General features: G+C 62.9%; 15 protein-coding genes. 6 read left to right on the plus strand and 9 right to left on the minus strand.

All coding sequences use genetic code 11. The features are described 5' to 3' along the window. The first annotated feature begins 66 nt into the window (after positions 1-66). The gene (locus E8E78_RS21840; protein ID WP_280314291.1) at positions 67-1,359 is read left to right on the plus strand and encodes an OprD family porin; all 1,293 of its coding nucleotides are present in this window, start codon (positions 67-69) and stop codon (positions 1,357-1,359) included. Between the two features lie 164 nt (positions 1,360-1,523). On the opposite strand, the gene E8E78_RS21845 is transcribed toward E8E78_RS21840, so the two are convergent. After that, a complete protein-coding gene (locus tag E8E78_RS21845) occupies positions 1,524-1,709 on the minus strand; it encodes a hypothetical protein (protein ID WP_280314288.1) in 186 nt (61 codons plus the stop codon). A 672-nt stretch (positions 1,710-2,381) separates the two neighbouring features. Between E8E78_RS21845 and E8E78_RS21850 the strand changes: the two genes are divergently transcribed. Beyond that, positions 2,382-2,576 (plus strand): hypothetical protein, encoded by a 195-nt coding sequence (locus E8E78_RS21850; protein ID WP_016498891.1) that lies wholly within the window; start codon positions 2,382-2,384, stop codon positions 2,574-2,576. A gap of 113 nt (positions 2,577-2,689) precedes the next feature. Here the strand turns inward: E8E78_RS21850 and E8E78_RS21855 are convergent, their stop codons facing one another. Next, positions 2,690-3,613 (minus strand): LysR family transcriptional regulator, encoded by a 924-nt coding sequence (locus tag E8E78_RS21855; RefSeq protein ID WP_049276322.1) that lies wholly within the window; start codon positions 3,611-3,613, stop codon positions 2,690-2,692. Positions 3,614-3,711: 98 nt separating this feature from the next. On the opposite strand from E8E78_RS21855, the gene E8E78_RS21860 reads away from it, so the two are divergent. Further along, on the plus strand, positions 3,712-4,473 hold the full coding sequence (locus E8E78_RS21860; RefSeq protein WP_016498893.1) for a TSUP family transporter: 762 nt from the start codon (positions 3,712-3,714) through the stop codon (positions 4,471-4,473). A gap of 1 nt (position 4,474) precedes the next feature. On the opposite strand, the gene E8E78_RS21865 is transcribed toward E8E78_RS21860, so the two are convergent. The 4 genes from E8E78_RS21865 to E8E78_RS21880 all read right to left on the minus strand — a co-directional run bounded on the left by E8E78_RS21865 (position 4,475) and on the right by E8E78_RS21880 (position 8,742). Further along, positions 4,475-5,899, minus strand: coding sequence for a GGDEF domain-containing protein (locus E8E78_RS21865; RefSeq protein WP_084967423.1), 1,425 nt, complete (start codon positions 5,897-5,899; stop codon positions 4,475-4,477). A gap of 138 nt (positions 5,900-6,037) precedes the next feature. After that, positions 6,038-7,867 (minus strand): SLC13 family permease, encoded by a 1,830-nt coding sequence (locus E8E78_RS21870; RefSeq protein ID WP_049276325.1) that lies wholly within the window; start codon positions 7,865-7,867, stop codon positions 6,038-6,040. A 224-nt stretch (positions 7,868-8,091) separates the two neighbouring features. Continuing rightward, entirely contained in the window at positions 8,092-8,484 is a 393-nt protein-coding gene (locus E8E78_RS21875) for a glycine zipper domain-containing protein (protein WP_016498896.1), read from the minus strand. 72 nt (positions 8,485-8,556) lie between these two features. Continuing rightward, a complete protein-coding gene (locus tag E8E78_RS21880) occupies positions 8,557-8,742 on the minus strand; it encodes a hypothetical protein (RefSeq protein ID WP_016498897.1) in 186 nt (61 codons plus the stop codon). 224 nt (positions 8,743-8,966) lie between these two features. Here E8E78_RS21880 and E8E78_RS21885 point away from each other — a divergent pair, with 224 nt between their 5' ends. Further along, positions 8,967-10,118 (plus strand): GGDEF domain-containing protein, encoded by a 1,152-nt coding sequence (locus tag E8E78_RS21885; protein ID WP_059395929.1) that lies wholly within the window; start codon positions 8,967-8,969, stop codon positions 10,116-10,118. Between the two features lie 10 nt (positions 10,119-10,128). Here the strand turns inward: E8E78_RS21885 and E8E78_RS21890 are convergent, their stop codons facing one another. After that, positions 10,129-10,419 carry an RcnB family protein gene (locus tag E8E78_RS21890; protein WP_016498899.1) on the minus strand — a complete coding sequence of 97 codons (291 nt, stop codon included), beginning with the start codon at positions 10,417-10,419 and terminating at the stop codon, positions 10,129-10,131. 116 nt (positions 10,420-10,535) lie between these two features. On the opposite strand from E8E78_RS21890, the gene E8E78_RS21895 reads away from it, so the two are divergent. Together E8E78_RS21895 and E8E78_RS21900 are read left to right on the plus strand one after the other, a co-directional pair. Then, positions 10,536-10,886 carry a hypothetical protein gene (locus tag E8E78_RS21895; RefSeq protein WP_016498900.1) on the plus strand — a complete coding sequence of 117 codons (351 nt, stop codon included), beginning with the start codon at positions 10,536-10,538 and terminating at the stop codon, positions 10,884-10,886. A gap of 127 nt (positions 10,887-11,013) precedes the next feature. Then, positions 11,014-11,835, plus strand: coding sequence for a class I SAM-dependent methyltransferase (locus tag E8E78_RS21900; protein ID WP_197863213.1), 822 nt, complete (start codon positions 11,014-11,016; stop codon positions 11,833-11,835). Here E8E78_RS21900 and E8E78_RS21905 read toward each other — a convergent pair whose 3' ends face one another. Both E8E78_RS21905 and E8E78_RS21910 read right to left on the minus strand, forming a co-directional pair. After that, positions 11,836-12,603 (minus strand): SDR family oxidoreductase, encoded by a 768-nt coding sequence (locus E8E78_RS21905; RefSeq protein WP_156858364.1) that lies wholly within the window; start codon positions 12,601-12,603, stop codon positions 11,836-11,838. A gap of 35 nt (positions 12,604-12,638) precedes the next feature. Next, the gene (locus tag E8E78_RS21910; RefSeq protein ID WP_049276330.1) at positions 12,639-13,706 is read right to left on the minus strand and encodes a phosphotransferase family protein; all 1,068 of its coding nucleotides are present in this window, start codon (positions 13,704-13,706) and stop codon (positions 12,639-12,641) included. Between the last annotated feature and the right edge of the window lie 16 nt (positions 13,707-13,722).

Genomic DNA, 13,722 nt, shown 5'->3' on the forward strand with positions numbered 1-13,722 from the left:
TGCACGTTGGTAGCCACACACGGCCGCCGCGCCGGGTTGCTGTTGTCCGAATCCAGGAGTAGCTCCATGCAAGGTTCCACTGCACCGCGTTTTTCTTCGTCTGCGTGCCTGGCCGGCGGGTGTATCGCCGCCGCGTTGTGCGCCGAGGCCTCGGCAGAGGAGGCCGGTTTCATCGAAGGTGCCCGCGCCACGCTGCAGGCACGCAATTACTTCTTCAGCCGCGATTATGCCGATATCAAGGGCGCGAGCACCCAGTCGCGTACCCAGGAATGGGCGCAGGGTTTTATCCTGAACGCAAGCTCCGGCTACACCCAGGGCACGCTCGGCGTCGGCGTGGATGTGAAGGGCCTGCTGGGGTTCAAGCTCGACAGCAGCCCGCAGCATGCCAGGTCCGGGTTGCTGCCCAGTCTGGACAGCGGCAAGTCGGCGGACGAATACAGCCGCCTGGGGGCGGCGATCAAGTTCAAGGTCTCGCAAACCGAACTGAAGGTGGGCGAGTTGATGCCCAACCTGCCTGTGCTGTTGTTCAGCGATCTGCGCCTGCTGCCGCCTACCTACCAGGGCGCGATGCTGGAGTCGCGCGAGTTTGCCGGGTTGACCCTGAATGCCGGCCAGTTCCGCTCCACCAGCCTGCGCGACTCGTCCAACAGCCAGAAAATGTACGCGCTGGTCAACGACCCGATCAACCCGGCGCGGCTGGCGCGCTTTACCAGTGACCGCTTCAACTACGTTGGCGCCGACTATGCCTTCAACGACAACCGTACCAGCGTCGGTGTGTGGCAGGCGCAACTGGAGGATATCTACCAGCAGCGCTTCTACAGCTTCAAGCACGCCGAGCCACTGGGGGACTGGACGCTGGGGGTCAATGCCGGCTACTTCGATGCCCGCGAGGACGGGCGCAAGATTGCCGGTGACTATGACAACCATGCGCTGTTCAGCCTGTTTTCGGCCAAGACCGGCGGGCATACCTTTTACATGGGCTACCAGCAGATCGGCGGCGATGATGGCTTCATCCAGGTAGGTGCAAACACCAACCCGATGGGTAATACGCTGCCGACCTATGAGTTCTCGGCGCCGGGCGAACGCTCGTGGCAGGTGCGGCATGACTACAACTTTGTCGCCTTGGGCCTTCCGGGCCTGACGTCGACCCTGCGCTATGTAAAAGGGCGCGATGTGGACACCGGGCTGGGCTTTGAAGGGCGTGACCGCGAGCGTGACCTGGACCTGGCTTACGTGGTGCAAAGCGGGCCGCTGGCCGGGCTTGGGGTGCGCGTGCGCAACGTGATGGCGCGCTCCAACTATCGCACCGACATCGATGAGAACCGCTTGATCCTCAGTTACACGGTCAAGCTGTTCTAAAGCGGATGGCCTGTGCTGCGAGCTTTGTGTATGGGCGGGCTTGTGTCGCAGCAGCCCCAGGGTTTCAGCGAAAATGCATACATTGCCGGGGCTGCTATGCAGCCCTGTCGCGACACAAGGCCGCTCCTACAGCTCTGGTGCATGCCTTGCGGGAGCAGTAGCGGTCACTGCAGGGTCACGGGCTTGAGATCATCCGGCAACTGCCTGATAGCCGCCTCAATCCGCGCGATCGACCCGGCGAGGCGGTCCGCTTCCATGTCCTTGCCCTCACTTCTCAGGCGGTAGCACTCAAGGCGCAGGTCCAGCAATTTTTTCTGTAACTTCAGGGCCGAAGTGTTGAACGGGTCCATGCTTTTCTCGAGCTGTAGGCTTCCGTGCCGTTGTAGGAAAAAGGGACCGTAGCAGCTCGAATTAACTGGAGAAACTGATGTTTCATACAGGTTTGTGCCCCTACCGCGATTCTTCCCACAGCGCACAGTAAAAAGTCCTACAAACGACGTTTCAATTCATGTGCTCTCAATCGAGCTCGACTTCCCGTGTCAGCTGCGTTCAGTCGTCTTTTGAAGGGCAGGCCACCTGCGTGGTTACAGCCGGAGCCTGTAACCCGTCTTGAAACCTCATGTAGCAATAATGTATCTGCGCCGCATCTGATCCGCTTTTTTTCCACAAACCTGAATCTGTAACCGTATCAGCTCAGGCTCGACAATATGTCCATCCCCGCATCACAACTGTAGAGGTTCCAATGGGCAAGCTGGCGCTGTTCCTGGGTGGTTTTCTGCTACTGACCATTCTGATTGGTATTCTTGGCACCATTCCGCCAAGCTGACTTCAACTGCTTTTTTCCTGCGCGGCCCGTCTATTTCAACTGACGGGCCCAATGCCTGACCAATTGGCCAGCATTCCCCCTGCTTGCACTGCTGGACCAGCGGTAGCTGCAAGTCATTCTCAAGTGTAAAAGCCTCGTGTAGTCTCCCGCCGCCGCTCATTCGGGCCGGTCTTTTTGCCGTGGAGTCGATACATCAATGGAATACAAGAAAGGCACTTCAGCCATGCTGGAGTGGCGTAGCCGTTTTCTTGCCGAAGGCACACTTGATGAGCAGGGATATGACCAGGCATTGCGCGATGCCCTGGTGCTGGAACAGGCCGGAGTGATCAGCACGGCGGAGTGGATCGAGCTGGTCAAGCTGGCAAACACGGCGTTGCTGGTTGTGCGATAAGTCGTTCTTTGCGTTGGGAAATCTGTCCACAAAAAACGTGGGTAGGTCTGTGGATAAAGTGCTGTAAGCCAGGCCCGCGGCGGGCTCTGTTAAATTGAGCAGAAATTGAACAGTCATTTCGGGGGGCTGTTTTGGCAGGCCAGGCCGGCACGGCGCAATGCCGCTAGCAGGTCGCGTACCCGCGCCGGCAGTTCGCCAGCAGGGTACACGGCATGCATTTGCGGGTCCTGGCCGCTGCTGGAAGTCAGGCGGTATTCCGGGCACACCCGGACCAGCCGCCCGGCCTTGACCTGCGCTTCGCCAACCCAGGCAGCCAGGCGGGCGATGCCTGCCCCGGCCAGGGTGCTGTGGTACACCGCGTCACCGGAGTCCAGCCGTAGCCTGGGCCTGGGCCGCAGGCTGGTAATCTGGTCGTCGCGGCAAAAATGCCAGGCCTTGAGGATGCGCGGGGCGGTGTGCAGGATCAGCGCATGCCCTTCGAGGTCTTCAGGGTGCTGAGGTGTGCCGGCCACCGCCAGGTAAGCCGGGCTGGCATACAGGTGGCGCTGGTAGGCCCACAGCGGGTAGCCGATCAGCTCGCTCGATTGCGGAAAGGCCCCACGTACCACGAAATCGAACTTGCCTTGCAGCGGGTCGAGGGTTTCGTCGCAGTACCTTACGTCCAGGGTGACTTTGGGGTGGCAGCGGGAGAACTCGGCGAGCACCTGTGGCAGCACATGCTCACCCAGCAGTTGCGGCACGGCAAAGCGTATCCAGCCCTCGGCGCTGCCACTGAGCGCGGCCAACTCGTCGGCCGCATCACGTTGCACATCCAGCAAGCGTTCGGCATGGGGCAGCAGGCGCTCACCGGCTTCGGTGAGGGTGACGGCGTTGGCGTTGCGGTTTAGCAGCTTGCTTCCGGCGTTGTCTTCAAGGGTTTGCACCGCACGTGTTACCGCGCTGGGTGAGCGCCCCAGCGCGCGAGCGGCGGCCACGAAGCTGCGCTTGTGTGCCACGCTGACGAACGCCTGGATTTCCCGCAACATGTCCAATGCCATTGCCTGCTCCTTGTTGCAGTTTTTGCAATATGGCATTTCAACACAAGCGCAGCACTTTGATTAGCCTTGCTGGGGTCTTCTCTACCTGGAACCGCGTCATGATGGATGTTGCTGTGCTTTCTGTGTTCGCCTTTGCCGCCGGGCTGATCGACGCCGCAGTGGGGGGCGGCGGGCTGATCCAGATCCCGGCCTTGTTCAACGTGCTGCCCACCGCGCAACCAGCGGCGTTGCTCGGCACCAACAAGCTGGCGTCAGTGTGTGGTACGGCCTTCGCGGCGCGCTCGTTCATTCGCAAGGTGACGCTGGACTGGGGGCTGATCGTGCCGGCAGCGCTCAGCGCCTTTGTCATGTCGTTCGCAGGCGCGGCCACGGTATCACTGGTGCCGCCCAGTGTGATGCGCCCGGCAGTGCTGGTGATGATCGTGCTGATGGCCATCTACACCTTCTGCAAGAAAGACTTCGGCACGCTGCACAAACCCGCGAAGATCGGCCGCAAGGAGCAGTGCCTGGCGGTGCTGATAGGTGGCGCGATCGGTTTTTACGATGGCCTGTTCGGCCCGGGCACCGGCAGCTTCCTGATCTTCCTGTTCATCCGCTTCTTCGCCTTGGACTTCCTGCACGCCTCGGCCTCGGCCAAGGTGGTGAACATTGCCACCAACCTGGCGGCGCTGGTGTTCTTCGTGCCCTCGGGCAACGTGCTGTATGCCATCGCCCTGCCCATGGCGGCGTGCAACGTGCTTGGGGCCCTTACCGGCACCTGGCTGGCAGTACGCAAGGGCGCAGGCTTTGTGCGCGGGCTGTTCCTGATACTGCTGTGCGTGCTGATCGCCAAGCTGTCGTGGGACTTGCTGGCCGGTTGAGTCACACCACCTGGCGCTGCGCTTCGGCCTGCTCCACACGGTTGCGGCCATGGGCCTTGGCCCGGTACAGCGCCTGATCGGCGCTTGCCAGCAACGCGTCCAGGCTGGGGGCCGGGATATTGGCGTCGCAGCCGGCCAGGCCGATACTCACGGTAATCTGCAGGCGCTGGTCGGCCTGCACCACGTGCAGGTCCTGTACCGCGCGGCGCAGGCGTTCGGCGGTGAACTTGGCGCGTTCTGGCGCAAGGCCCGGGAGGATGACGACAAACTCCTCGCCGCCCAGGCGAGCGAGCAGTTCATCGTTGTGCAACTGGTCTTGCAGGGTGCTGGCGAACTGGCGCAGCACCTGGTCACCGACCCCGTGGCCATGGGCATCGTTGATCGACTTGAAGTGGTCGATGTCCAGCATCATCAGGGTCAGTGGCAGTGCCTGGGCATGCTGCTGGCGGCTGTCCAGCAGCGCGTTGGCGCGGCGGGTGAAAGCACTGCGGGTGAGCACGCCGGTCAGGTGGTCGATGGTGGCCTGGTGCGCCAGGCGGGCCATCAGGCTGCGGTTGGCCTGGCTGACGCAGGCCACCACCAGCGGGCCGAGCACCAGCATGGCAATGCCCAGGCGGGCCGACATCAGCGTGGTCACCCCGGGCTCGCTTTGCGGCACGCTGAAGTGCATGAGGTTTTGCGCCACCGCCACAATCAAGGTGCTGCCGGCGGTGAGTGTCAGCAGCGAAACCATGAATGGCGAGTAGGTCCAGGCACACCACAGCAAGGCGGCAATCGGGAAGGCGATGGCACCGGGGCCGCCAAAGGCAATGCTGAGCGCCAGCGAGACCAGCAGCACCAGCAGCGGCGGCAGGCGGATGGCCTGGGCACCTCCGCGCACCAGGGCCCGTACCGAGGGCGCGGTGAGCAGCACCGGCAGCACCAGCACGCTGGTCGAGAACTGTTCGCTGAACCAGGCCAGCCAGGTGGCGCGCAAGGATTGCTCGAACCAGGGTGCAGCCATGACCGCTGCCATGCTGGCCGCCACCATGGCGGCGGCGGCACAGGCGGCGAACACGCTGAGTACGCCGTGCGGGGTGCGCATGCGCCGGTGCAGCCGTGGCAAGCGCGACAGCAGCTGCCAGAGGGTTACTACCACAGCAAGATTGCACAGGTTGAACCATAGGGCCGGCCCCCAGGCACTGCCACACAACAGGTCGGCGCCGACCATGGCCAGCCACACCAGGCTGAAGCCGGTCAGGGTGGCTTGGCGGGGGTAGCGCAACAGTACGCCGGCCACCACAGCGTTCACTGGCCAGAACAGCGACAGCGATTCGATCGGGCGTGCCAGGATGCCGCCCAGGGTGAGGGCAAAGGTCAGGCAAAGCAGAACGACATAAGGCAACAAGCGCGATTGGGCTGGAAAAACCATGAACTCGACCGGCAAGCGGAAACGAAATCCAGGACAACGCCTTGAAGCACCTGGGGCAATAACCCGCAGTGTGTTTCGTCAGCCCAGTTGATGTCAATCTGCCGCGATCGGCCGAGATAATGTCAAATTGCCTCTAATCCTTGTTGCTTTCCTTTAAAACCCGAAGAACCACGGCACCATCACGACGGTGACCACCATCACCAGCACGGTGAACGGCACGCCGATTTTGACGAAGTCGGCGAAGCGGTATTGCCCCGGCCCCAGCACCAGTGTGTTGACCGGCGATGACACCGGCGTCATGAATGCCGCCGATGCGGCCAGGGCCACGGTCATGGCAAACGGGTAGGGTGACATGCCCAGTTGCGCGGCGGTACTGACAGCTACCGGCGCCATCAATACCGCAGTGGCCGTGTTGGAAATGAACAGGCCAATCACCGCCGTGACGGCGAACAGGCAGGCGAGAATGGCACTGGGGCCGGCGCCACCCAGCACGCTGACCAGCCCGCCCACCGCCAGGTCGATACCACCGGTTTTTTGCAGTGCCTGGGCGAACGGCAGCATGCCGACGATCAGCACCAGGCTTTGCCAATGAATGGCCCGATAGGCGCTGTTCATGTCGATGCAGCGGCCGGCGCCCATCAGCAGGCAACCGATCAAGGCCGCGATGACATTGGGCACGGCACCGGTCACCATCAGCCCGACCATCACCGCCAGGCTAAGCAACGCCTGTGGCGCGCGGGTGCGGGCTGGCGCGACCTGGTCGATCTCGGCGGGCAGGCTCAGTACCAGAAAGTCCTTGGGCTGGCTTTGCAACTGGCGCACGGCCTTCCACGGGCCGACCACCAGCAAGGTATCGCCAAGGCGCAGCTTTTCTTCCACCAGTTGCTCTTCGATAGCGGCCTGTTCGCGGCGCAGGCCGACCACGTTGAGGCCGAAGCGGGTGCGAAAGGCCAGTTCGAGAATGCTCTTGCCGATCAACTGCGAGCCCGGCGGCAGCGAGACCTCGGCCATGCCCAGCTCCTGGGACTGATCGATGAAGTAGGCTGCCTTGAAGTGCAGGGGCTCCAGTTGCATGGTCTGGCACAGGCTGCGCAGATCGTCGCGGTTGGCGAACAGGTCAAGCAGCAGCACGTCGCCCTGGTGCAGTACGGTGTTGGAGTCGGCGCCGATCACCCGTGTGGTGAACTTGTGCTGGCGCTCGATGCCGATCACGTTGGCGCCGTGCCGGGTGCGCAACTCCAGCTCGCCGAGGGTATGGCCGATCAGCGGTGAATCAGGGCGTATGCGCAGGCGCCGTTCACGGCCGTTGAGCTTGTAGTCCAGCACCAGGTCCAGCAGTGTGCGACGGGTTTCCACGCGGCCGTCCTTGCGTACTTCGCCGTTCAGCCAGTGGCGGGTCAACAGCATGTAGCCGATGCCCAGCACCAGCACCACCAGGCCGAACGGGGTAAAGCTGAAGAAGCTGAAGCCCGCTTCGCCATTGCGCACCAGCTCGCTGTGCACCACCACGTTGGGCGGCGTGGCCACCAGGCTGAGCATGCCGCTGATCAGCCCGGCAAACGCCAGAGGCATCATCAGGCGGCTGGGCGACAGCTGCAGGCGCGCGGCAATGCTTAGTACCACCGGGATGAAAATGGCCACCACGCCGGTGGAACTCATCATCGACCCCAGCCCGGCCACGGCCACCATCAGCAGCACCAGCAGGCGTGTCTCGCTATTGCCGGCCCGCTCGCTCATCCATTCGCCAATACGGTAGGCAATACCGGTGCGCACCAGGCCTTCGCCGATCACGAACAGCGCGGCGATCAGTACCACGTTGGGGTCGCTGAAGCCGGCCAGGGCCTGCTCCACGGTGAGGATGCCGAGCAGCGGCAGGGCCAGAATCACCATCAGCGCGACCACGTCCATGCGTGGGCGATTGATGATGAACAGGACAACGACGATGGCCAGCAGGCCGAGGACCCAGAGCAGATCTTGGTTCATGGGGAGGGGGTGTTCCTTCACACGGGGCACGATAGACAGTAGCAGTCAGTGTGCCAGCTTGTGATGAAGGGGGTGTTGATGTGCTGCAACAAAAAGGGCCGCTATGCGGCCCATCGCCGGCAAGCCAGGCTCCCACAGGATTGCATATGCCTTGCGGCCAATGCAGTCGAGGTAAGAGCTGGCTTACCGGATATGGGCCGCGCAGCAGCCCTAGAGTCAGCTAATCAGTGACGGTGACGGCGGTGCTTCTTGCTGCCGCGGTTGTCGTCACCCAGGTGGTTGCCGAGGGCACCGCCAGCGGCGCCGCCCAGGCCCGCACCCACGGTCGAACCGGTCTTGCCGCCCACCGCGCCGCCCAGCAGCGAGCCGCCAGCCGAACCCAGGCCACCGCCGATAGCGGCTTCGGTACGGTTGCCTTTGCGTGCACCTACCGCACTGCCGGCTGCGCCGCCCACGCCGGCACCGATGGCGGCGCCGGTCTTGCCACCGAGTTGTTGACCGACAACGTTACCCAGGACACCACCCAGGCCGCCGCCGATGGCGGCAGTACCGTCACCGGCGAAAGCGCCTTGGCACAGCAGCAGGCCGAGGGCAAGGGAAGGCAGAGTCAGACGCATGATACGAACCTCAAAGGAATCATCAGGTTAAGTTGCCGCGCAACGGGCGGCAGGTCAGGGGGCAAAGACGCTTCAGCGGTAGTCGCGGTCACCGCGGTACTGACGATTGTCATCGTCATCGCGGTCATGCCGATGGTGGTGGCGATGGCCACGGTCGCGGTCACGCCAGCCATCGTCGTCGTCATGGTAGCGATGGCTGTGGCAGCCTGCGGTCAGCAGAAATGCAGCAATCAGCGTAAGGCTTGCAAAGCGGGTCATCACGATATAGGTCCTTGATCCGCAACGGTTTACGGGACACTTCCTGAGACTGGGAATGATCCATTTGGTTTCCCGGGCGGGCAAAAAATTATCGCTGGGGTGATGAGCGGCGTGCTTGCAGGCTGTTGTTCTGTCCCATTCGGTCATGGTCGCGCGGGCAATGTCCCTCTAAACTGTGGGGCAAGCCGCAGTCAAGACGGCAATCTGCCACTCGGTGAATCACGATGATCGCCCATACCCCCACGTTGTTCGCCGCCGTTGCACTGGTTGCAACCATTCTGGCCTTCTGCCTGTTGCTGGTCGGGCGCAGCAACCGCCGTGACAACCTGCTGCTCACCGGTTGCGGGCTGCTGGTGCATGCGCTGGCTTATGTCTGCTACACCGTCTATGCCCAGGCCCCGCTGTGGGTCAGCTACGGCCTGGGCAACAGCTTGCTGTCGCTGGCCCTGGCGTTCTACACCGCCAGCCTGTTCCGGGTGCGTGAGCAGGTGGTGCCCTGGCGTGTCATTTTCGTCATCCCCGCCTGCATGCTGGTGGGGCTGATGCTGCTGCTCGATACGCTGGAGCCGCGCATGCTGCTGGCGACGCTGGTATTGATGCTGCAGTGCTCGATGATTCTTTACTGGGCGTGGCGCCATGCCGAGCGGCCGGGCAGGGCCCACCTGCTGCTGCAGATCGGGGCGTTGATCAGCCTGGTCGGCCTGGGCATGCGTGTGGTCGCGGTGGCCAATGGCACGGCGGTGGAAATGCGTTACGACACCAGCAACCTCAAGCAGAGCATTTCCGTGGCAATCGGCACGGCGACGGTGATGATGTATTCGATCGGGCTGGTGCTGATGGCCAAGGAGCGCAGCGAGTCCCGTTTGCAGCACCTGGCCCTGCACGATGTGCTGACCGGCACATTCAACCGCAGGGCGATACTGGAACGGTTTGCCGTGGAGCTGGACCATGCTCGCCAGCAACACGCCAGCCTGGCAGTGGCAATGATCGACATCGACCATTTCAAGCGCATCAACGACCTGTATGGGCACCTGGCCGGCGACGAGGTGCTGTGCCATTGCGTGCGCCAGTTGCAGCAGCGGCTGCGCCAGGGTGACAGCCTGGGCCGTTATGGCGGCGAGGAATTCCTGCTTTTGCTGCCGGGCAGTGACCGCAGTGGCGCGATCGCTGCGCTGCAAGGGCTGCGTGAGGCCATTGCACGCAGCCCGGCGCGCTTTGCCGGTGACCAGATCGAACTGCGCTTCAGCGTCGGCTTGTGGTGTGGCGTGCCTGGCGCCAAAGACAGCACCGCCAACCTGCTGGCCCAAGCCGATGCGGCGCTGTACCAAGCCAAGGCCGCCGGGCGCAACACGGTGCACATGGCGGCGTTGATCTAGGCGGGATGAATCAGGATGCCGGCTGAATCGCCAGCACTACCCCGTTGGTGATCTGCACCAGCACGTAGTGGTCACCCATTCGTACCCAATGGCTTTCCTTCTCCGGTGCTGGCAAGCCTTTGGCTTTCCAGTCCTTGATGGCCTCCTCGTCGCGTTTGTACTGGTCCGGGGCTTTGTCGCCCACTTCAAGCGTGCGATTGTGGGTTTCCGGGGCGGTGATGCTTTCTTCGCTGGAGGGCGCGGCGCTGACTGCCAGAGGCAGGCAGGGCAGGGCGGCGAGTAGCAGATAGTGAAGCTTCATGTGGTGCTCCTGATGGCGGCATACCTTATCTGCGACAGCGGCATGCGCGTGACAATTCACTCGCGATGCCCGCCAGTGCTAGAGTCGCATCTTTTTCAATACCCCGAGGATGGAACATGCGTGCGATTCTGCCGATGGCCGCAGCGCTGATGCTGGTCGGTTGTGCTTCTGCGACCATGGAGACGGCCCGCGGCGGCAAGCCGACTGCGCAGCTCGATTCGCACAAGGCGCCGGAGCTGGTGGCCCAGTGCATCCAGTTCAGCTGGCAGGAAGAGAAGGTGTTCGGCGACGATGCCAGTGGTTACCTGGAACCCCGCAAGCAGGGCGGGTTCACGGTGTATACCCGTGAGGCCGAGGCGTTTGTGGATGTTTACCCCCAGGCGGGCGGGGCGCGGGTCGACTACTACGCGCAGAAGAATGACGGCGTGGCGCTGCAGCGCCGGGCAGCGGCGGCTACCTGCCTGTAAGGGCCAGCGCAGTCCAGTTGTTTGCTCGTTGGGTGTTTTTCGGCCTTTACAATTTTTAGCAAGGCAGTGGTGTCGTAGATGAGCAGGTGGCGGCTAGCATGAGCCGTCACCACTCAAGGAAGACACCATGGACCGTTCATTGCAACTCAACCGCACCAGCTGGGACGAACGCGCCCCGCTGCACGCTGCCTCCAAGGAATACGAAGTCGATATTCTGGTCCAGCGCCCCGGGCACCTTTCCGAAACCGTCCGCTTCGACCTGCCTTTGCTTGGCGACATCACCGGGCTGAACACCGTCCACCTGCAGTGCCACATCGGCACCGACACCTTGTCGCTGGCACGCCTTGGCGCCAAGGTCTGCGGCCTGGACTATTCGGCGGCTTCGCTGGTGGAGGCGCGGGCACTGGCCGAGCGTTGCGCGATGCCCATCGCGTATGTCGAGTCCGACGTCTATGCCGCCGACAAGGTACTGCCGGCAGGCACGTTCGACCTGGTCTACACCGGTATTGGCGCGCTCTGCTGGTTGCCCCGCATCGAGCCGTGGGCGCGTGCGGTCGCTGCGCTGCTGAAGCCTGGCGGGCGGTTTTTCCTGCGCGATGGGCACCCGATGCTGATGGCCATCAACGAAGACCACCAGGACCGCCTGCAGCTCGAATACCCGTACTTCGAGCACGAAGCGCCGACGGTGTGGCACAACGACCAGACCTACGTCGAGACCGAACAGCGCCTTGCCCACACCGAAACCCACGAATGGAACCACGGCCTGGGTGAAGTCGTGACTGCCCTGCTGGCGCACGGGCTGCAATTGACGGCACTCGTCGAGCACCAGAGCATCCCCTGGGAGGCGCTGCCGGGGCAGATGCTCAAGGGCAGTGATGGTGAGTACCGCTTGCGCGAGCAGCCTGCACGCTTGCCCCTGAGTTACACCTTGGTGGCGGTCAAAGCCTGATCAGGACAGGTAGCCGCCGTCGACGTTGAGTGCCGTGCCGGTGGTGTAGCTGGAGGCATCGCTGGCCAGGTACAACACCGCGCCGGCCATTTCCTTGGGGTCGGCCACGCGTTTGAGCGGGATCTGCTGCAGTGCGGCGTTCAGGATGGCGTCGTTCTTCACCAGTGCAGAGGCGAACTTGGTGTCGGTCAGGCCCGGCAGCAGGGCGTTGCAGCGAATGCCGAACTGGGCGCACTCTTTGGCGAAGACTTTGGTCATGTTGATGACTGCCGCCTTGGTCACCGAATAGATACCCTGGAAATGGCCGGGGGACACGCCGTTGATGGACGCCACGTTGATGATGCTGCCGCCGCCATGCTCGCGCATCAGCTTGCCGGCTTCCACCGACATGAAGAAGTAACCGCGAATATTCACGTCCACCGTCTTCTGGAACGCATTCAGGTCGGTGTCCAGCACGTTGCAGAACTGCGGGTTGGTGGCGGCGTTGTTGACCAGGATGTCCAGGCGCCCGAACTGTTCGCGGATGCTGGCGAACACCTGCCGGATCTGTTCCATCTCACCGATGTGGCAGGCCACCGCCGTCGCCTTGCCACCCGCCGCGATGATTGCCTCGGCCACCTGTTGGCAACCGTCTAGCTTGCGACTGGAAACGATTACATGGGCACCTTGCTGGGCCAGCAGGTGGGCGATGGCTTCGCCGATGCCGCGGCTGGCGCCGGAAACGAAGGCAATCTTGCCGTTGAGGTCGAACAGGTGGGTCTTGGACATGCTGTTTTCCTTGTTATCCGTCGTCGTGGCGTTGTTCAGAGGCTGGACTTCGCGATGACCTGCAAGCTCATCTGCTCCAGCAAGCGGTTCATGTGGATGAACTGGGCGAAACGCTTGTCCTGGGTCTGGCCGTGGAAGTAGCGGTAGTAGATCTGCTGGACGATACCGGCCAGGCGGAACAGGCCATAGCAATAGTAGTAATCGAAGTTGTCCAGCGGGATGCCCGCGCGCTCGGCGTAGTAATCCACGAACTGGCGGCGGGTGAGCATGCCTGGGGCGTTGCTCGGCTGACGGCGCATCAGTTGCACCGGCGCCGGGTCGTCGGCCTCGATCCAGTAGGCCAGGCTGTTGCCCAGGTCCATCAGCGGGTCGCCCAGGGTGGCCATTTCCCAGTCCAGCACACCGATGATGCGCATGGGGTTGTCGGCGTCGAGGATCACGTTGTCGAAGCGGTAATCGTTGTGCACGATGGCGGGTTTCGGATGGTCGGCGGGCATTTTATCGTGCAGCCAGGCGGTCACCTTTTCCCAGCGCGGGGCATCCGGGGTCAAGGCTTTTTCGTAGCGGCTGGTCCAGCCCTCGATCTGGCGCTGCACGTAGCCTTCCGGCTTGCCCAGGTCGGCCAGGCCGCAGGCGTTGTAGTCCACCTGGTGCAACTCTACCAGGCGGTCGATAAAGCTTTTGCACAGGGCCTCGGTGCGGCTGGCGTCCAGGTTCAGCTCGGCGGGGATGTCCGAGCGCAGGATGATGCCCTTGACCCGTTCCATGACATAGAACTCGCCGCCGATCAGGCTGCTGTCGGTGCAGTGCACATACGCCTTGGGGCAGAAGGGGAAACCACTGTTCAACTGATTGAGGATGCGGAACTCGCGGCCCATGTCGTGGGCCGACTTGGCCTTTTGCCCGAAGGGCGGGCGGCGCAGCACAAAGTCCCGGCCCGGGTAGCTGACCAGGTAGGTGAGGTTGGAGGCCCCCCCGGGAAACTGGCTTATGCTCGGCAGGCCGTCCAGGCCGGGGATGTTGGCCTTGAGGTAAGGGTCGATGACGGCCGCGTCGAGTTCTTCGCCGGGGCGTACCTGGGTGGACTGGTCGGTGAGCGTCATGCGTTTTCCTTATTCT

The sequence above is a fragment of the Pseudomonas sp. BN505 genome (assembly GCF_029873175.1).
Lineage (GTDB): Bacteria > Pseudomonadota > Gammaproteobacteria > Pseudomonadales > Pseudomonadaceae > Aquipseudomonas > Aquipseudomonas putida.